Below are 17560 nucleotides of genomic sequence, written 5' to 3'. Positions count from 1 at the left end.
ATGGCCCTGGTGCTGCCCCTGACCCTGCTGGTCGGCCTGGCCTGCCTGCTCCTGCTGGCCAGCCCCCACCCCTACCTGGCCCCCCTGGTGATTCCCGGCCTGGCGGGGCTGATCCTGCTCTACCGCCAGCCGGCCTGGGGCCTGCTCATCCTGTTCGCCATGGTGCCTCTCGAGGGCCTGGTCGCCGGCAGCCCGGGGATCACCGCGAGCAAGCTGCTCGGCGCGGCGATGATCGCCATCCTCGTGCTGCAACTGCTGCTCAAGCAGCTGCCGCCCGCCCGGCTGCGCAGCAACCTGTGGCCGCTGCTGCTGGGCTTCATCGTCTGCTACCTGCTCAGCTTCGCCTGCACCGACAGCCTCGAATGGTCGCTGCGCGACCTGCGCTACCTGAGCGTCGGTCTGGCGATCTTCCTGCTCACCCTGGCCTTTTCCCGCGATCTCGACCTGATGCTGCTGGCCAAGGTGGTGACCCTCTCGGTGGCCGCCTCCTGCGTGCCGACACTGCTCAGCGACGCCCGCCAGGTCGACGCCCGGGCCGTCGGCCTGCTCGCCGACCCCAACTATTTCGCCCTGCTGCTGTGCATCGCCTTCCCCCTCGGCCTGATGCTCCTGCTCCGCGCGCCGCGCTGGCCGCACCGGCTGCTCTGGTTGCTGCCGCAGGGCCTGCTGCTGGCCGGGCTGATGCGCAGCGGCTCGCGCTCCGGGCTGCTGGTGCTGCTGCTCATCCTGGCCCTTGCCGCCTGGCACTACCGCGCCGACATCCGCCGGCTGCTGCCGCGACACTTCGGCTGGCTGATCCTCGCCCTGGCGGTCGCCGTGCCGCTGGCCCCCGCGCTGCTGCCGGACAGCTTCGTGCAGCGTCTGGAGGCCCTCACCAGCCTGAAGGCCGGCGCCCGCGGCCACGTCGACCCATCCCTCAGCCGGCGCACCGCCTACCTGATGGTGGGCGCCGGGATCATCCAAGAGAACCCGCTGCTCGGCAGCGGCCCCGGAACCTTCCCGGTGCACTACGGGCGCACCGGCTACTCGCCCGCCTTTGCCGATCTGCCGGTCCCCGAGGAACTGCTACGCGCGGCGCACAACACCTACCTGGGCATGCTCAGCGAGATCGGCCTGCCCGGCGGCCTGCTGTTCATCGGCCTGGTGGTGCTCAGCCTGCGCAACTTCCAGTACGCCCGCCGGCACTGGCTGAGCCGCGGCGATCCGCAGCGCACCGCGCTAGCCACGCACCTGGGGCTGGCCTGCGTGGCCCTGGCCTGTTTCCTGGCGTTCCTCAGCATTCCCAGCCACAAATACCTCTGGGCCATGTTCGCGCTCTCCAGCTGGGTGCGCCTGCAGGCCCGGGAAGACAAGGACGACTTGCCCAGCGAGGTCAGACCATGAAGCGCATCAGCATCATAGTGCCGGCCTTCAACGAACGCGCCCACCTGCCGCGCACCCTGGAAGCGGCGCGGCGGGCCGCCGAGCACTGCGGACTGGAGTACGAGCTGATCGTCCCCGACAACGGCTCCACCGACGGCAGCCAGGAGATTGCCCGCAGTCTCGGCGCCAACGTGCTGGACTGCCCGGGGATCAGCATCGCCGCCCTGCGCAACCGTGGCGCCGCGGTGGCCAGCGGCGACTGGCTGGCGTTCCTCGACGCCGACATGGAGGTTCCCATCGACTGGCTCAGCACCTGGTGTCGGGTGCGCGCCGAGGACTGCGCCGACGTGCTCGGCCTGGTCCACCGACCGCCCGCCCAGGCGCCCTGGTATGCCCGCGCCTGGCTGCAGCGGGTGGCTGCCGAGCGCGACCGCCCGGCGCTGCTCGACTGGCTGCCGACCGCCAACCTGTGCCTGGAACGCGAATGCTTCGAGCGGGTCGGCGGCTTCGACGAGAGCCTGCACACCGGCGAGGACAAGGACCTCTGCCTGCGTCTCAGCCGCAGCGGCGCGCGGCTGCTCAGCCTGCCCAACCCCACGGTGCTGAACTGGGGCTTCGAGCACAGCTGGAAGGAGTGGCTGGGCAAGGAATTGTGGCGGCAGAGCGGCCAGGCGCGCCTGCTACGCAAGAACAACGCCAGCCTGCGCACCCTACGCTTTCCCCTGCTGGCCGCCGGGCACTGGCTGCTGGCCGCGCTGACCCTGCTGTGCCTGGCGCTCGGCCGGCCCTGGCTGGCCGTCGGGCTGTTCGCCCTCGGCTGGCTGCCGGCTCTGGCGATGGCCCTGCGCTTTCACTACAACCGGCAGCGGCCGCTGCTGGCGCTGCACCTCACGGTGCTGCACTGGCTGCGCATGCACGTGGCCGGAATCGCGCTCTTTCTGGGCCTGATGGATCTGACCGCAAGGAGGCCGTCCCGTGGCTGAGTTCGTCTTCTGGCTGTGCCTGTTCCTGCCGCTCTTCGTCTACCTGGGCTATCCCGCCCTGCTCGCCGTCTGCGCCCTGTTCCGCCGCGACGACGCGCCGACCACGCCGACCGAACTGCCGCGGGTCAGCATCATCGTCGCCGCCTACAACGAGGAGCGGAACATCGAGGCCAAGCTCTGCTCGCTGCTGGAGTCCGACTATCCGCGCGAGCGGCGGCAGATCATCGTCGCCAGCGACGGCTCCAGCGACGCCACGGTGGCGCTGGCCCGGCAGTTCGCCCGGGCCCAGGGCCAGGACGAGGATCTGCAGGTGCTCGACCTGCCGCGCGGCGGCAAGGCCAGTGCCCTGAACGCCGCGGTGGCGGTGGCCGACGGCGAGATCCTGGTGTTCAGCGATGCCGACATCCTCTGGGGACGCGACACCCTGCGCGAACTGGTGATGCCCTTCAACGACCCGCGGGTCGGCGCCGTCGGCGGCTACGTGACCGTTGCCTCCACCAGCAAGTCGCTGGCCATCGGCGACAAGCTCTACCGCCGCTACGAGGCCTGGCAGCGCCGCCTGGAGAGCCGCTGCGGCTGTCTGGCCTCGGCCGACGGCGCCCTGCAGGCACTGCGCCGCGAACTGTTCCAGCCGATACCGGCAGGCGTCACCGACGATTTTTTCCTGGCCACCTGCGCCTCGGTGGCCGGCCGGCGCATCGCCTTCGCCGAGCGGGCACGGGCCAGCGACGAGGGCGTGGAGAGCAGCGTCAGCCAATTCCAGCGCCGCCGGCGGATCACCGCCCAGGGCCTGCACAGCCTGGTGTGCCGCCGCGAGCTGCTCAACCCGCTGCGCCACGGACTGTTCGCCATCGGTCTGTTCACCCACAAGCTGCTGCGCCGCCTGGTGCCGCTGCTGCTGGTGCCGCTGCTGCTCAGCAACCTCTGGCTGTGGGACGCCGGGCCGTTCTACCGGCTCTGCCTGATCGCCCAGCTCGGCGGCTACGCCCTGGCCCTGGCCGGCCTGCTCGGGCAGCGCCGCCAGCTGCCGAAGCTCCTGCGCCTGGCCGCCTACGTGCTGATCAGCCTGAGCGGCATCACCGCCGGGATCTGGCACTTCGTCAGCGGCCAGCGCTACCACAACTGGAACCCTCAGCAGAATCGATAGGGCCCGAGCCATGCGTTTGAAGCAACTGATCAAGGCGAGTAGTGGCCGGCTTAGCCTCACTCCGCCGCTCAAGCAGGGCCTGTTCGGCAACACCGGCAGCATCCTCATGCTGCACCGGGTGGTGCCCGACGAAACTGCCGCAGCCCTGCCGCACCGCGAGCCGCTGTGCGTCGGCAAATCATCCTTCGAGAATCTGCTGCTGTGGCTCAAACAGCACTTCGACTGCGTGCCGCTGGCCGAGCTGTTCGCGCTGAACGGCACCAGCGACCGCCGTCCACGGGTGGCGCTGACCTTCGACGACGGCTGGCGCGACAACGCCGTGCATGCCTTTCCCCTGCTGCGCCAGCATCAGGTGCCGGCGAGCATCTTCCTGTCCACCGACTTCATCGGTAGCGCGCGGCGTTTCTGGTGGGAGGCCATCGGCGAGACCCTGTGGGGCAGCTTCGGCGCCGAGGCCCGCGAGCGCCTCGCCGCGACCCTGCGCCAGCTGCAGCTGGCGCCGCCCGCCGAGCTCGCTGCGGAGCAGCCCGACGAACAGCGCAGCAAGGCACTCGCCGGCTTCCTGCAACGCCTCAAGCGCCTGCCGGCCGACCAGCTTCAGGCACTCGCCGACGGCTGTCCGGAGCCAGCCGAGCCCCATGCCCTGGACTGGCAGCAGGTCGCGGAGATGGAGGCTTCCGGCCTGGTCCGCTTCGGCCCTCACGGCGCCAGCCACGCCATCCTCACCGAACTCGACGAGTCGAGCCTGGAGGCCGAGGTGCAGCGCTCGCGGGAGACCCTGGACCGGCACTGTGCGGCGCCGCTGCCGATCTACTGCTATCCCAACGGAGACCACGATGCGCACGTCCACGCGGCATTGCGACGCCAAGGCTACCGCCTGGCCCTGAGCACCCGGCCCGGCCTGGTCCGCAACCGGCCGACCGAGGACCTGGCCCTGCCACGCATCGGGGTCAGCCATCAGAGCGCACGCCAGCCGGGACTGCTGGCCTGGCGCCTGTTGCAAGGGGTACGTCAATGAAGCGGTCGCAATTCCTGCGCCACATGCTGCAGAGCGTCGGTACCAGCCTGGCGATGCTGGTCCTGCGCCTGGCCCGCAACATCCTCCTGGCGCGCATCCTCGGCCCCGCCGACCGCGGCCTGTTCGCCATGCTCAACGCCCTGCCGGAACTGATCGGCGGCATCACCAGCGGCGGGCTGAACACCGCGGTGGGCTACCAGGCCGCGCAGCAGCACGCCATGGGGGTGCTGCTGACCCAGATGCTGCTCTACGGCTGCCTGGCCTCGGGGGTCGCCACCCTGATCGGCGTCGGCCTGCTGGAGAGTTTCGGTCAACACCTGGAAGTCACCCAGCAACTCGGCCTGTTCGCCTGGCTGCTGCTGCTGGCGGTGCCGCTGTTCGTCATGAAGAACGGCCTGCTCACCCTGCACAACGCCGACGGCAGGGTGGGCGTGTACAACAGCCTGCGCCTGGTGGAATCCCTGGGGCCGCTGCTGCTGTTCCTCGGCCTGTTCTGGATGTGGGAGGAGCACGCCCTGGGCGCCGCGCTGATCAGCTGGCTCGGCGGCTTCACCCTAGTGGTGCTGGTCGGCCTGGTGCTGCTGGCGCGCTTCCACGACATCCGCCTGCGCTGGGACCGCAGCCTCCAGGGCGAGCTGCTGCGCTTCGGCGGCAAGAGCCACCTCGACGTGCTCTTCCAGCAGGTGCTGATGCGCTCCGACTACATCATCATCGGCCTGATGATCGGCAGCCAGGCGGTAGGCTTCTACGCCATGGCCAGCGCCGCCGCCGAGCTGCTGTTCATCGTTCCCGAGGCGGTGACCACGCCACTGATGAAGCGCCTGCTGCAACAGGGCGAGGGGATCGACCAGTTGACGCCGCTGGCCCTGCGCCTGACCGGCACCGTGATGCTGCTGGCCTGCCTGGTCATGGCGCTGATCGGCGAATGGCTGATCGTGCTGCTGTTCGGCAAGGCCTACGAGCCGGCCTACCCGGCGCTACTGGCCCTGCTGCCCGGCATGTTCAGCCTGTGCTACGCGACCATCCTGCACATGGACCTGCTCGGCAAGCGCCGCCCCGGCACCCTCTCGCTGTTCTCTGGCTGCGCCGCCGGGCTGAACCTGGTGCTCACCGTCGCGCTCATCCCCCTATGGGGCATCGTCGGGGCCGCCATCGCCTCGTCGATCGCCTACACCGCCATGACCCTGGCCATGCTGGTGCTCTACTGCCGGATCAGCGGGGTCGGCATCGGCCACACCCTGCTGGTGTTCCCCAGCGACCTGCGCATGCTGCACGCGCAGCTGCGTCCGGCGACATGAAGTGTCTGCGTCTGTGGGCGGGCTGCTGTCTGCTCGCCCTGCCGCTGGCCGGCGTCCAGGCCCTCGACTGGCCGGGACTGCGCGACGGCGCCCTGCACCTGCGCAGCGCCTCGGATGACCATCTGCAGGTGAGCTGGCAGCCTGCCTGGCAGGCCGACGCCAACCGCGAGCGCCTCTACCTGCAGGGCGGCGACGGGCGCCTGCTGGCCCGGCGCGAGATTCCCGCCGAGGAGGTGCGCGGCGAGCAGCGCTGGCCACTGGGGGCCGGCAACCATCGCCTGGAGATCCCCGGCTACAGCTTTCGCCTCTACCGGATCCGTCACGGCGACGACACCGCGGCGCTGTTCGAACCGGCCAAGCTGCACTTCAGCGCCGAGCTGCCGGCCGGCATGCGCCTGTACTTCCGCGTCCGCCCCGGCGAGCAGGCGGTGCTCGCCGGCAAGTACCATGGCGGCATCCGGCGCCTGGACGTGGAGCGCCTGAGCGACGGCCTGCATCTGGAGCTGCCGCTCGACCGCACCCCCGAACGGCCCTACTGGCACAGCGATCGCCTGGAGCTGCCGGTGTCCCGCGACGAGGAGATCTGGTGCCTGCGCCCGCTTGGCCGCGGCAAGGCGGCCTTCTGGCTGGACGGCAGCGCCAACCTGTTCGCCCAGCGCCCCGAGCACCTGTTCAGCCCCGAACTGCCCCCCGGCGAGGTCAACCTGGAGCTGCACGCCGAGGTCCTCGGCCCCACGCCCCGGCTCGGCGTGGGGCTACCCTACACGCCGCCGGAGGCTCCGCAGCTGCTCGCCCGTCTGGCGCCTCGCGCGGCCAACTACTACAGCTTCGTCAACGTCACCAGCCGCAACCCGCAGCACGAGCAGCGCTTCCGCCCGCTGTACCACCATCGTTTCGGCATCCATGCCGACACGACCCTGCTGGCGCAGAGCGGCCGCCGGCCGGTGCTCGCTGCCGACCCGGACACCCGCGCCGGACTGCTCGCCTGGCTACAGGGCATGCGCGAGCTGGACGGCGGAGGAACCCATTATCTGGCCTTCGCCGACGAGCCCAACCTCAACTACCCCGACTACCCCAGCTTCGCCCGCTACTTCGCCGCCATGGTCGAGGAGCTGCGGCGCTTTCCCGACGCCCGCGAGGCCGGCATCCGTATCGCCGCACCGGCCTCCTCGCGCCTGCTGGACGGCCCCACCACCGACGGCGCCAGGTCGCGCCGAGGCCTCGACTGGGCGCGGCGCCTGCTCGACACCTACGGAGAGCATATCGACGCCCTGGCCTGGCACGAGTGGATGATCCGCGACCTGCGCGACACCCGTGTGTACCGCGACAACGTGCGCCAGGCCGCCCAGCTGGTGGGCCTGGACGAGCGCGGCCGACCGCGCAAGGCCCTGCTGCTGGAGCAGACCAACCTGTCCAGCGGCGGCGCGGTCAGCCCCTACGAGCAGGAAACCCGCTTCGCCGCCCTGTGGTGGGCCTCGGTGGCGGTCAACACGGCCCAGGACGGGCTGCTGGAGATGCTCAACTGGTTCCCGGCGTTCGACGAGGAGGATCACCTCAAGGGCATGATCGGCCTGAGCGCGGATGGCCGCCATTTCCTCAAGCCGGTCGGCCAGGCCATGGTCTTCATGCAGCAGCACTGGCTGGACGAGGTGCTGCGCCTCGACAACGACGCCTTCGAGGTGGACGTGCTGGCCATGCGCACGGGCCAGCGCATCCACCTGTTCGGGGTGAACAAGACGGCTCGCGAGCAGCAGGTCCGCCTGCGCGGCCACCCGCTGAACTGCCACGGCCCCGAACCACCTCGACTGCGGCTGCTGACCGCCGCCCAGCAGCAGGTCGAAGGCCGGCTCGACTGCGGCGAACCGGCCTGGCACTTCACCCTGCCAGGCGAATCCCTGTTCGTGCTGGGCTGGACGCAACCATGAAGCGGAACCGCCTAGAGTCCGGCCAGCACCAGCACCGGCATGACTTCCTCGGTGGCGGAGGAGGCCACCAAGGTCAGGCAGCCCAGCTCCTTGCCCCGCTTCAGCCAGTCCTTCAGGCGCTTCGCGTGGGGATAGAAGCTGATCCACAGATCGGCGAGCAAGGTTCCGCTACTGAGCTTGAAGGTGCCCAGGCGCTTGCGCTCCATCCACAGACGGTTGGAGGTCTGGTCGTCCGGCGCCGAACAGGAGTCCACCCAGTGCAGCCCCTGCGCCTTCAGCTCGTGGAGCACGCGGATGGCTTCCAGCTCCAGCAGCACGCCGGGGGAGAAGCGGGCGAACTCCTCATCGTAGGCAATCTTGAAGGCGAAGGCCCCGGGCGGGGCGAGGAAGTCGCAGCGCATGGCCAGCGGCCGGCCGTCCAGGGACAGCTCGAGCATCAGCAGCTGGCCGCGGGCATGGGCGCCACGAACCACCGCCTCGAAGTAGCGACGAGTCTCCGCACGGCTGCCCAGCGCCGACTGCAGACGCCCCTTCCAGCCCTTGGCCTCCAGCGCTACAAAGGCCTCCAGCCAGGCCTCCAGATCCTCGTCGCCGGCCTGCAAGCGGCGGATGCGCAGCTCGCCCAGCTCACCCAGGCGACGACCCAGGCGGCGATACTCCTTGAGGCGGCGTGCGGAGAAATTGCGCTCGAGGTAATGCTCGGCATCGCTGCCCAACTGCAGCAGCGCCCGCTCGCTATGCAGGCCCTCGAAGAACTGCCGGCCACTTGCCGCCAGCGCCTCGCGCAACGCCTCGGCCAGCGGTCCCTCCGCCGGCAGGTCGCGCAGCAGCAGCAGCGGATAGCGCCGCCGCTGCGCCTGCAGCCAGCCCAGCAGGGCGTCGAGCACCGCCCGTTCGCGGCCGGCGCGGACCAGCGGGACCACCGAGAAGCAGTAGCGATGGCGGTACAACCTCGCGATCGGCAGCAGGGCGCAGCCGGAGACCCGCAACGGCACCAAGCCGTCCAGCACCGGCCCGGCCGTGCCGGTTTCACGCCACAGAAACAGCAGCTCGACCCGGCGGTCGCCAGCCAGATGCTCGAGGGCCGGCAGCAGGCCCCAGGGCGCGTAGAACACATTGGGTTCGCTGGCCGCCTGGCTCAGCTCCTCCCACATGGGCAGATAAGACCGGACAGCCTCCAGCCCCTGCAGGCATTCGACGCGGTAGCCAGCCTGCAACGGCACAGCCCGGTTCAATGGGTAGGACGTCTGAAGCGTCACCCTCAAGCCTCCTTTCCTGAATTTGGATGCTCGGCCCGACCGCTTCTTACCGGACCCTCCCTGCCGGTTCGGTGCACGCAACCGGCGACTCCGGAAACTATAGACGGAGCCGCGCAACATGCCGGTGAATTGCCGGCAATTCACTGGAACATTGCTAGGCTTTCTACGCCTGTTCCCGACAACCTGGGTGAAGATGGTCATGGACTACCGTTTCCAATGGTGCCTGTCCCTGTGTACAGGTGACTTCCCGGTGGCGGCCTACGCCGAGCTCTGCGCACGAATCCCGCAGAGCACGCCCTTCAACCACCTGGGCTGGCTGCGTGCCGCCGAGCGGGCCCTGGCGCCGGGACAGACGCTGCAGGTGCTGCTGGCCTGGGCCGGCACCGAGCTGCACCTCTGCCTACCGCTGATCCGCGTCCGCGAATCCCGCTTCGGCCTCGGCTGGAAGGTGCTGCGCCACCTGGGCTATCCGCTCAGCGACCGCCTGGTCCTGCTCTCCCGCCTGGATGCCGAGGGCCAGCGCCAGGCCCTTGCCGCCATCCGTCGGCGACTGCCCCACGCCCTGCTGCAGCTCCACGAGCTGGTCACCGCGCCCGGCCAGGACGCCCTGCTGGCGCAGTGGGCGGACCACAGCTGCTTCGCCGAGCAGCGCCTCAGCTGCCGGGTGCCGGTGCATGGAATCAGCGAGCAGGACCGCCTGGAGCCTTCCGGCGACGTCCGCTACAAGCTGCGCCGCGCCCGCAAGCGCACGGCGGCCTGTGGCGCCGAGGTGCGCCGCCTGGTGCCGGACGGTGCCAGCATCGGCCCGCTGCTGGCGGCCATCGCCGAAGTCGAGCAGGTCAGCTGGAAGGGCGAGCAGGGGGTCGGGATCTTCTCCGGTGCGCGGCGTCGGCAATGGATGGAGGAAGCCTTAGGCGCCCTGGCCGAGGCCGGGCTGGTGCGCGTGGTGCTGCTCGAGCACCAGGGGCGCTGCATCAGCTACCGCCTCGGTCTGCTGCAGGATGGCCGGCTGTACGACTACAACCTGGCCTTCCTGCCCGAGTACGCCGAGCTGGGCAGCGGCCGCCTGCTGCTCGACGAATGGATCCGCTGGGGCCTGGAGGAAGGCTGGCAGTACGTGGATGCCTCGCGGGTCAGCCTGAGCGGCTCCAGCCACCAGCTCCACGAACGCATGACTGGCGCCGTCGAGCAGTGGCGCTGGAGCCTCTACTCATGGCGCCCCAGCGGCATCCTCCTGGGACTCGCCTACCAGCTCTGGCTGGGCATCAAGGCCCGTCGCCAGGCACGCCAGAACACCCACGCCGCCGACGGAGAACGCCCATGCCCTGTCGAGTGATCATCAACGCCGACGACTTCGGGCTGAACGCCGAGGAAAACGCCGTCATAGTGCAGGCCTTCCGCCGCGGACTGATCAGCTCCGCCACCCTGATGGCCAACATGCCGGGCTTCGCCGAGGCCTGCGAACTGATCCACCGCGAGGGTCTGCAGGGCCGGGTCGGCCTGCACGTCAACCTCAGCTACGGGCGGCCGCTGAGCGCCGACCTGGCCGCCGAGCCGCTGTTCTGCAATGCCGCAGGGGAGCTCGACCCGCGCCTGCCGCGCCACCGCCTGTGGCTACCCCGCCGGGTGCGCGCCGCCGTGGCCGAGGAGCTACAGGCCCAGTGGCAGCGCTGCCTGAACCACGGGGTGCGGCCCAGCCACCTGGATTCCCACCAGCACATGCACAACATCTGGCCGATCGGCGAGGAGCTGGCGCGCTTCGCCGCCCGCCAGGGGGTGCCGATCCGCCTGGCGCGCAACCTGGGCGGCAACATCGGCCCGGGCAAGCGGTTGTTCAAGTGGCTGCTCAACCGCCGCCTGCGCCAGCTGGCCGGCGCCAGCGCGGACTGGGTGTGCACCCCGGCGGATCTGCGCGACCAGCCGCCGCCGGCCCGGGGCTGCCTGGAGGTGATCGCCCATCCCAGTCGGCTCGACGCCGGCTTCGGCGACGCCTACCTGGCCCCAGGCGAGTCCCTGGACGCGCTGCTCACCAGGCGCCTGGCCGGGGTGCCACGGGTCTCCTACGCCAAGCTGGGCAACGCGCCGCGGAGTGCCAGGGAGTCCCTCAAGGCGCTAGTCCTGCTCCTGCCAGGGGTGCCGGAGGCCGCCCTGATGCTGGTCGGCGAACTGGCGGATCTGTCGGCGCTGCTTCTTGGTTGGCCGGCCCTCGGTCTGTACGCCTAGGGCGCCGGCCTTGCGCAGGGCCGCAGCGCGTTCGCGGCGGGTGATGCTCTCCTCGGTCTCGCGGTACAGGGTCTGAGCCTCGGGAGCGCCGCGGCGTACCGCGGACAGCGCCTGGATCACCACGGTACGTTCGTCGAAGCCGGTGCGGATGGTCAGCTCGTCGCCGATCTTCGGCTCCTTGCTCGGCTTGCAGCGCTCGCCGCGGCAGTGCACCTTGCCACCCTCGATGGCCGCCTTGGCCAGGGCGCGGGTCTTGAAGAAGCGCGCCGCCCACAGCCACTTGTCGAGGCGCACCTTGTCGTCTTGGTCTCTGTCGCTCATGCAGGGCTCCGCAATGCATCGCCCTCCATGGCAGCACGATTCCGCGTCGCGGTAAACCTCCCCGCGGGGCAGGTGCAGGTCTGCCCGGGCACGTCTAGAATGCCGTCATCGTTCCTGCCCTGTGCGCCTGGTAAAGCCCGACCTTGAAGACCTTCGACCAGCTCACGGTGATCGGCCTGCGCGAATGGATCAACCTGCCCGAGCTGGGGATGGTCGGCCTGCGCGCCAAGATCGACACCGGCGCCAGCACCTCGGCCCTGCACGCCACCGACATCCAGCCGTTCACCCGCGACGGCGAGGACTGGGTGCGCTTCACCGCCCATCTCGGCACCCTGGTGCAGCGTCGCCACCGCTGCGAAGCCCCGCTGGTCACGGTGAAGACCATCCGCAGCTCCAACGGCCAGGCGCAGAGCCGCTACGTGATCCGCACCCTGCTGACCCTCGGCGACCGCACCTGGCCGGTGGAATTCACCCTGGCCTGCCGCAAGACCATGCGCTACCGCGTGCTGCTCGGCTCCAAGGCGCTGGTCAAGGGCGGCCTGGTGGTCAACCCGGCGCTGACCTACGTCCAGGACAAACCCGTCATCGTCACGATTCCTCCCTCCCCCACAGGTGTTGCATGAAAATCGCCGTGCTGTCGCGCAATCCGCGCCTGTATTCCACCCGTCGTCTGGTCGAGGCCGGTATGCAGCGCGGACACGAGATGGTGGTGATCGACACCCTGCGCGCCTACATGAACATCGCCAGCCACCGGCCGCAGATCCACTACCGGGGCCGCCCGCTGGAAGGCTTCGACGCGGTGATCCCGCGCATCGGCGCCTCGGTGACCTTCTACGGCTGCGCGGTGCTGCGCCAGTTCGAGATGATGGGGGTGTTCCCGCTCAACGAGTCGGTGGCCATCAGCCGCTCGCGGGACAAGCTGCGCGCCCTGCAGCTGCTGTCGCGCAAGGGCCTCGGCCTGCCGGTAACCGGCTTCGCCCACAGCCCCGACGACATCCCCGACCTGATCCAGATGGTCGGCGGCGCGCCGCTGGTCATAAAGGTGCTGGAAGGTACCCAGGGCATGGGCGTGGTGCTGGCCGAGACCAAGAAGGCCGCCGAGTCGGTGATCGAGGCGTTCATGGGCCTCAAGCAGGACATCATGGTCCAGGAGTACATCCGCGAGGCTGGCGGCGCCGACATCCGCTGCTTCGTGGTCGGCGACAAGGTGATCGCGGCCATGAAGCGCCAGGCCAAGCCTGGCGAATTCCGCTCCAACCTGCACCGCGGCGGCACCGCCAGCCTGATCAAGATCACCCCGGAGGAGCGCTCCACCGCCATCCGCGCGGCACGGGTCATGGGCCTGAACGTCGCCGGGGTGGACATCCTGCGCTCCAACCGCGGGCCCCTGGTGATGGAGGTCAACTCCTCGCCGGGCCTGGAGGGCATCGAGTCCACCACCGGCAAGGACGTCGCCGGGATGATCATCCACTACCTGGAGAAGAACGCCTGCCCCGGGCAGACCCGCACCCGCGGCAAGGGCTGAGGCCGGCCCGGCCTATTCGGGCCGCCGCCCGTAGCGCTCGGCGAGCACCGCGCAGACCATCAGCTGGATCTGATGAAAGAGCATCAGCGGCAGGATCAGCATGCCGATGGCGCCGCCGGCAAACAGCACCTGGGCCATTGGCACGCCGGTGGCGAGGCTCTTCTTCGAGCCGCAGAAGACGATGGTGATGCGGTCGGCCACGTCGAAGCCCAACAGCCTGCCGAACAGACGGGTGAGGCAGAGCACTATCCCCAGCAGCACGCAGCAGACCACCACCAGGCCGAGCAGCGCGGCGGTCGGCACCTGCTGCCAGAGGCCCTGGACCACCGCGGCGCTGAACGCGGTGTAGACCACCAGCAGGATCGAGCCCTGATCGACGTAGCGCAGCCAGTGCTTGTTGCGCTCCACCCAGCCAGCCAGCCAGCGCCGCGCCAGCTGCCCGGCGATGAAGGGTACCAGCAGCTGCAGGGTGATCTTGCCGATGGCATCCAGGGTCGAGCCGCCCTCCCCCTGCACGCCGAGCAGCAGTGCCACCAGCAGCGGGGTGAGGAAGATCCCCAGCAGGCTGGAGGCCGCCGCGCTGCAGATTGCCGCGGCGATGTTGCCGCGCGCCAGGGAGGTGAAGGCGATGGCCGACTGCACGGTGGCCGGCAGGGCACACAGGTAGAGCACACCGAGGTACAGCTCGGGGGTCACCAGCGGCGCCAGCAGCGGCTTGAGCAGCAGACCGAGGAGCGGGAAGAGCCCGAAGGTGCAGGCGAACACCAGCAGGTGCAGGCGCCAGTGGGTGGCCCCGGCGATCACCGCCTGGCGCGACAGCTTGGCGCCGTGGAGGAAGAACAGCAGGGCGATGGCCAGGTTGGTGATCCAGTCGAAGGCCACCGCGACCTGGCCCCGGCAGGGCAGCAGAGTGGCGATGAGAACCACCGCGAGCAGTGTCAGGGTGAAGTTGTCGGGAAGGAAACGGGGGCGGCGCATAACGGTATCTCGGACTTGCACGACGAACCGCCCAGACACTACCTTGGCTGGAAATTACCGACTAACGCCAAAGAGCCCGGCAATGTCGCGAAAAGGACAGTCCAAACCCTTCCGCCGCAGCATTCCCGGGCTGCCCAGCCTGCCCAGGCCGGTCTACGGGCGCGTCGAGTCGCTGCCCAACCGTACCCTCACCTATCGCCACAGCCACCCCTGGGTGCAGCTCTCCTACGCCATCGCCGGGGTACTCGAGGTGCACACCGACGCCGGGCGCTTCGTGGCCCCGCCGCAACGCGCGGTGTGGGTGCCGGCCGGGCTGCCGCACCGGGTATTCAGCGCGCCGCGCACCGAGATGCGCAGCCTGTACATCGACTGTGCCGCAGTGGCCTGGGCACCGCCGGGCTGCCGGGTGCTCAGGGTGAGTCCGCTGCTGCGCGAGCTGATCGCCGCGTTCAGCAGGCTGCCGGTGGAGTATGCCGAGGACGGCGCCGAGGGGCGCCTGGTGCAGGTGCTGCTCGACCAACTGCGCGCCGCGCCAGAGGTGGACCTGATGCTGCCGCTGCCCCAGGACGAACGCCTGCAGGCACTGTGCCGGCGCCTCCAGGAACGCCCCGAGCGCCAGGAAACCCTGGCCCACTGGAGCGCCCGCCTGGGGGTTTCGGAAAAGACCCTGAGCCGCCTGTTCCAGCGCGAGACCGGGCTGAGCTTCCGCGCCTGGCGCCAGCGCCTGCGCCTACTCGCCGCGCTGACCCCGTTGGAACGCGGCGAGCGGGTCACCGACGTGGCCCTGGCCTGCGGCTACGACTCCACCTCGGCGTTCATCTCCGCCTTCCGCCAGCAGTTCGGCTGCACGCCGGGAGAATTCTTCCGGGCCTGAAGATGGCCGGCGTCTCAGCAACGCCGCTTGAAGCCCAGCAACGGATGCCAACTCCAGCCCTGGACGGCATCGCGCTCGGCGAGCTGGACCTGTCCGAAGCGTTTGCCACAGGCGGCAAGCGGCAGGCCGAAGCGTTCGGCCAGGGCGTTCAGTTCGTCCCGGTAGTCGGCGGCCCCCCAGGCCTGCACGCGCGGCCCCATGGTCAGCGGCAGGTCGTCGAGAAGGTTGCTCACGGCGGTCCATTCGCCGTCACTCTCCTCTCGGCAGAACAGCAGGCGCTCGTCATCTTCCGCCGGCACCAGGGCATAGGTCCGCTGCTCCACGCCCTGGCGGAAACGCTGCTCCCGCTGAAGATTGCCGCTCAGCCACGCCGGGGTCTGCCACCAATGGGGAACGCCGAACCGGGTAGCCGGGAGCCCCTCGCCCAGCATCAAGGCCCGTAACCGGGCATGCTCCAGATCGACCAGACTGTTGGCAGGCTGTAGCACTTGCCGGGCTAGGATGCGCGGCGCGGCATCTATGCTCCCCCACTCCGCCTCGCACAGCAGCTCGTGCAGGTCATGGCTCGCCAGGCGCCACTCCTCGCTCTCGAAACCGGGCTTCTCGAAGGCTACGGCCTGGCCCAGCAGCCCCTTGAGATTGCGCGCCAGCAGATACAGGTTCGGCTCCGTGCAGGCGCCGGGTCGATGACGGCGGACGCGTCCAGCCAACTGGATCAGCGAGCGCATGGAGGAAGGCTCCACCACCGCCCAGTCGTAGTCATGGTCACGGCCTACCTCGGCGACCGGCGAGGCGAGCACCACGAACACCTGATCCGTCTCCGGATGCTCGGCCAGAACCCCACGCACCAGCGGATGGGCGAGCAGCCCCTGCGGGTCATGGCGCCTGAGCAGGCCGTCCAGCTGCCGCTCAATGGCCGAACGCAGGGCCAGGGGATGCCGCGAGTGGTAGACGCATAAATGCAGACGCATGCCTTCCGGCGCACCCTGGGCGAACAGCGCCTGGGCCAGCTCGATCAGCGGCTCGATGTTGGCCAGTCGCACCAGCCCGACGCTGACCCGCCGCCCGTCGGGGGCCCGCTCATGGTGCGCGCGGTGCAGCTGCAGCAGCCAGTCCGGCAGAAGCCCGGCCAGCTCCCGACAGAGCTCCGCGGGTAATCCCCCCATTTTCAGCACACGCCAGAAGTAGAGGTCAGGCCGCGAGGGCCAACTTCTGTTTGGGGGTGATGCCTCCCAAGGCCATGTTTGGCCGTTCGTGATTGTATGTCCAAACCCATCGAGTAGCGTGCTCCTGCACTTCGGCGATGGAGTCGAACAGGTAATGTCCCAGCCAGTCGTAGCGCACCGTGCGGTTGTAGCGTTCGACATAGGCGTTCTGCTGCGGCTTGCCGGGCTGGATATGCTCTAGGCGTATACCGTGCTTTTCAGCCCAGATCACCAGTTTGCTGCTGACGTACTCCGGCCCGTTGTCGCTGCGAATAACCTGCGGCTTGCCACGCCACTCGATGACTTGATCCAGCGCTCGCATCACCCGATCAGCGGGGAGTGATAGATCGACCTCCATCACCAGCGCTTCGCGGTTGAAGTCGTCGATCACGTTGAACAGGCGAAAGCTGCGCCCGTCGGACAGCTGATCATGCATGAAGTCCATCGACCAACAGTGATTGATCGTTTCCGGCACTGCCAAGGGTTCGGGCTTCTCCCGCACGATGCGTTTGCGCGGCTTGATCCGCAGGTTGAGTTCCAGCTCTCGGTAGATGCGGTATACCCGCTTGTGATTCCAGCGGTAGCCCTTCACGTTGCGCAGATACAGGAAGCACAGCCCAAAGCCTCAGTTGCGTTGGTTATGCGTTAGCCGGATCAGATGATCGGCAATTTCGGCATTCTCCGAAGAGAGCCGTGGCCGGTAGCGATAGCCGGTGACGCTGATGCCGAAAGCCAGACACGCCTGCTTGATGCTGGCCCGGCCCGAGCGAACCGCATGCTGCGCCATCTCTCGCCGCCGAGATGGCTTCACCACTTTTTTGCCATCGCCTCCTGGATGATCTCGGCCTTCAGGCGCTCCTCGGCGTACATCTTCTTCAGGCGACGGTTTTCCTCTTCCAGTTCGCGCAGCCGAGCCATCAAGGATGCGTCCATGCCACCGAACTTGGCGCGCCACTTGTAGAAGGTAGCCGAGCTGAAGCCATGCTCGCGGCAGAGCTCAGGAACCGGGCTACCAGCCTCGGCCTGCTTGAGGATGGCGATGATTTGGCTGTCCGAAAAACGCGATGTCTTCACGCAAAACTTCCTCGATCTGAGTAGGAGAAAATTCTACTTCTGACCGGTACTGATTTCCGGGGGGATTACCCATGCCATGGTTTCATTCCCTTTTTTTGGCCTAACGTAGGGAAACTCTGAAAAAGACTTCCTGATTTGGTAAAATCCGCCGACTTCACCCGCAGAGCTTTCCGATGAAGCAGATGACCTTCGCCGACGCCGAGTACGCCGGCAAGCGCAAGCAGACCCGCAAGGAACTGTTCCTGATCGAAATGGAACAGGTGGTGCCGTGGCAGGGCCTGATCGCCCTGATCGAGCCGCACTACCCGAAGGGTGAAGGCGGTCGTCCCGCCTATCCGCTGATGGCGATGCTGCGTGTGCATCTGCTG

16 protein-coding genes and 1 pseudogene are annotated in these 17560 nt (G+C 68.8%); 12 read left to right on the top strand and 5 right to left on the bottom strand.

The window, feature by feature from the left end; genetic code table 11:
* Genes H165_RS0108425 through H165_RS0108400 form a run of 6 tightly spaced genes read left to right on the top strand, consistent with a single transcriptional unit; the run spans window position 1 to window position 7733 of the window.
* Window positions 1–1383, top strand: coding sequence for an O-antigen ligase family protein (locus H165_RS0108425; protein WP_017938486.1), 1383 nt, complete (start codon window positions 1–3; stop codon window positions 1381–1383).
* Window positions 1380–2345, top strand: a complete 966-nt coding sequence (locus tag H165_RS0108420) for a glycosyltransferase (RefSeq protein WP_017938485.1) — start codon at window positions 1380–1382, stop codon at window positions 2343–2345. The genes H165_RS0108425 and H165_RS0108420 overlap by 4 nt, the downstream gene beginning before the upstream one ends.
* Window positions 2338–3492, top strand: coding sequence for a glycosyltransferase family 2 protein (locus H165_RS0108415; protein ID WP_017938484.1), 1155 nt, complete (start codon window positions 2338–2340; stop codon window positions 3490–3492). The genes H165_RS0108420 and H165_RS0108415 overlap by 8 nt, the downstream gene beginning before the upstream one ends.
* Before the next feature lie 10 nt (window positions 3493–3502).
* Entirely contained in the window at window positions 3503–4510 is a 1008-nt protein-coding gene (locus H165_RS0108410) for a polysaccharide deacetylase family protein (protein ID WP_017938483.1), read from the top strand.
* Window positions 4507–5808 (top strand): lipopolysaccharide biosynthesis protein, encoded by a 1302-nt coding sequence (locus H165_RS0108405; protein WP_026146474.1) that lies wholly within the window; start codon window positions 4507–4509, stop codon window positions 5806–5808. Before H165_RS0108410 ends, H165_RS0108405 begins: the two co-directional genes overlap by 4 nt.
* Window positions 5805–7733 (top strand): hypothetical protein, encoded by a 1929-nt coding sequence (locus tag H165_RS0108400; protein ID WP_017938481.1) that lies wholly within the window; start codon window positions 5805–5807, stop codon window positions 7731–7733. Before H165_RS0108405 ends, H165_RS0108400 begins: the two co-directional genes overlap by 4 nt.
* 11 nt (window positions 7734–7744) lie before the next feature.
* On the opposite strand, the gene H165_RS18475 is transcribed toward H165_RS0108400, so the two are convergent.
* Window positions 7745–8956, bottom strand: a complete 1212-nt coding sequence (locus H165_RS18475) for a GNAT family N-acetyltransferase (protein WP_169333523.1) — start codon at window positions 8954–8956, stop codon at window positions 7745–7747.
* Window positions 8957–9191: 235 nt separating this feature from the next.
* On the opposite strand from H165_RS18475, the gene H165_RS0108390 reads away from it, so the two are divergent.
* Together H165_RS0108390 and H165_RS0108385 are read left to right on the top strand one after the other, a co-directional pair.
* Window positions 9192–10328: a GNAT family N-acetyltransferase gene (locus H165_RS0108390; protein WP_017938479.1), complete on the top strand. Its 1137-nt coding sequence runs from the start codon at window positions 9192–9194 to the stop codon at window positions 10326–10328.
* On the top strand, window positions 10313–11215 hold the full coding sequence (locus tag H165_RS0108385; RefSeq protein WP_040640606.1) for a carbohydrate deacetylase: 903 nt from the start codon (window positions 10313–10315) through the stop codon (window positions 11213–11215). The genes H165_RS0108390 and H165_RS0108385 overlap by 16 nt, the downstream gene beginning before the upstream one ends.
* Here the strand turns inward: H165_RS0108385 and H165_RS0108380 are convergent.
* On the bottom strand, window positions 11105–11536 hold the full coding sequence (locus H165_RS0108380; RefSeq protein ID WP_026146473.1) for an RNA-binding S4 domain-containing protein: 432 nt from the start codon (window positions 11534–11536) through the stop codon (window positions 11105–11107). The genes H165_RS0108385 and H165_RS0108380 overlap by 111 nt on opposite strands.
* Window positions 11537–11679: 143 nt before the next feature.
* Here H165_RS0108380 and rimB point away from each other — a divergent pair, with 143 nt between their 5' ends.
* Together rimB and rimK are read left to right on the top strand one after the other, a co-directional pair.
* Window positions 11680–12159, top strand: coding sequence for a retropepsin-like aspartic endopeptidase RimB (rimB, locus tag H165_RS0108375; RefSeq protein WP_017938476.1), 480 nt, complete (start codon window positions 11680–11682; stop codon window positions 12157–12159).
* Complete coding sequence (gene rimK, locus H165_RS0108370; protein ID WP_017938475.1) at window positions 12156–13061, top strand: 30S ribosomal protein S6--L-glutamate ligase; 906 nt, start codon at window positions 12156–12158, stop codon at window positions 13059–13061. The genes rimB and rimK overlap by 4 nt, the downstream gene beginning before the upstream one ends.
* A 12-nt stretch (window positions 13062–13073) precedes the next feature.
* Here rimK and H165_RS0108365 read toward each other — a convergent pair whose 3' ends face one another.
* Window positions 13074–14039: a bile acid:sodium symporter family protein gene (locus H165_RS0108365; RefSeq protein WP_017938474.1), complete on the bottom strand. Its 966-nt coding sequence runs from the start codon at window positions 14037–14039 to the stop codon at window positions 13074–13076.
* Between the two features lie 82 nt (window positions 14040–14121).
* On the opposite strand from H165_RS0108365, the gene H165_RS0108360 reads away from it, so the two are divergent.
* Window positions 14122–14913, top strand: coding sequence for an AraC family transcriptional regulator (locus tag H165_RS0108360; RefSeq protein WP_017938473.1), 792 nt, complete (start codon window positions 14122–14124; stop codon window positions 14911–14913).
* Between the two features lie 14 nt (window positions 14914–14927).
* Here H165_RS0108360 and H165_RS0108355 read toward each other — a convergent pair whose 3' ends face one another.
* Window positions 14928–16079 (bottom strand): P-loop NTPase family protein, encoded by a 1152-nt coding sequence (locus H165_RS0108355; protein WP_017938472.1) that lies wholly within the window; start codon window positions 16077–16079, stop codon window positions 14928–14930.
* A 25-nt stretch (window positions 16080–16104) separates the two neighbouring features.
* A pseudogene (locus H165_RS18470) lies at window positions 16105–17192 on the bottom strand (IS3 family transposase).
* A gap of 173 nt (window positions 17193–17365) precedes the next feature.
* Here H165_RS18470 and H165_RS0108340 point away from each other — a divergent pair.
* Window positions 17366–17560 (top strand): IS5/IS1182 family transposase (locus H165_RS0108340; protein WP_017938469.1); only part of this gene is annotated, 195 nt, incomplete at its 3' end.

The sequence above is a fragment of the Pseudomonas thermotolerans DSM 14292 genome (genome assembly GCF_000364625.1).
Taxonomy (GTDB): Bacteria; Pseudomonadota; Gammaproteobacteria; order Pseudomonadales; family Pseudomonadaceae; genus Aquipseudomonas; species Aquipseudomonas thermotolerans.
Note: the sequence above shows the minus strand (reverse complement) of the source record. Positions and strands in the feature narration are given on the sequence as shown.

Bases quoted from the DNA above. Each gene is read 5' to 3' on its own strand.
- H165_RS0108425 (WP_017938486.1), top strand. From the start codon at position 1: ATGGCCCTGGTGCTGCCCCTGACCCTGCTGGTCGGCCTGGCCTGCCTG.
- H165_RS0108420 (WP_017938485.1), top strand. From the start codon at position 1,380: ATGAAGCGCATCAGCATCATAGTGCCGGCCTTCAACGAACGCGCCCAC.
- H165_RS0108410 (WP_017938483.1), top strand. From the start codon at position 3,503: ATGCGTTTGAAGCAACTGATCAAGGCGAGTAGTGGCCGGCTTAGCCTC.
- H165_RS0108405 (WP_026146474.1), top strand. From the start codon at position 4,507: ATGAAGCGGTCGCAATTCCTGCGCCACATGCTGCAGAGCGTCGGTACC.
- H165_RS0108400 (WP_017938481.1), top strand. From the start codon at position 5,805: ATGAAGTGTCTGCGTCTGTGGGCGGGCTGCTGTCTGCTCGCCCTGCCG.
- H165_RS0108390 (WP_017938479.1), top strand. From the start codon at position 9,192: ATGGACTACCGTTTCCAATGGTGCCTGTCCCTGTGTACAGGTGACTTC.
- H165_RS0108385 (WP_040640606.1), top strand. From the start codon at position 10,313: ATGCCCTGTCGAGTGATCATCAACGCCGACGACTTCGGGCTGAACGCC.
- H165_RS0108380 (WP_026146473.1), bottom strand. From the start codon at position 11,536: ATGAGCGACAGAGACCAAGACGACAAGGTGCGCCTCGACAAGTGGCTG.
- rimK (WP_017938475.1), top strand. From the start codon at position 12,156: ATGAAAATCGCCGTGCTGTCGCGCAATCCGCGCCTGTATTCCACCCGT.
- H165_RS0108365 (WP_017938474.1), bottom strand. From the start codon at position 14,039: ATGCGCCGCCCCCGTTTCCTTCCCGACAACTTCACCCTGACACTGCTC.
- H165_RS0108360 (WP_017938473.1), top strand. From the start codon at position 14,122: ATGTCGCGAAAAGGACAGTCCAAACCCTTCCGCCGCAGCATTCCCGGG.
- H165_RS0108355 (WP_017938472.1), bottom strand. From the start codon at position 16,079: ATGGGGGGATTACCCGCGGAGCTCTGTCGGGAGCTGGCCGGGCTTCTG.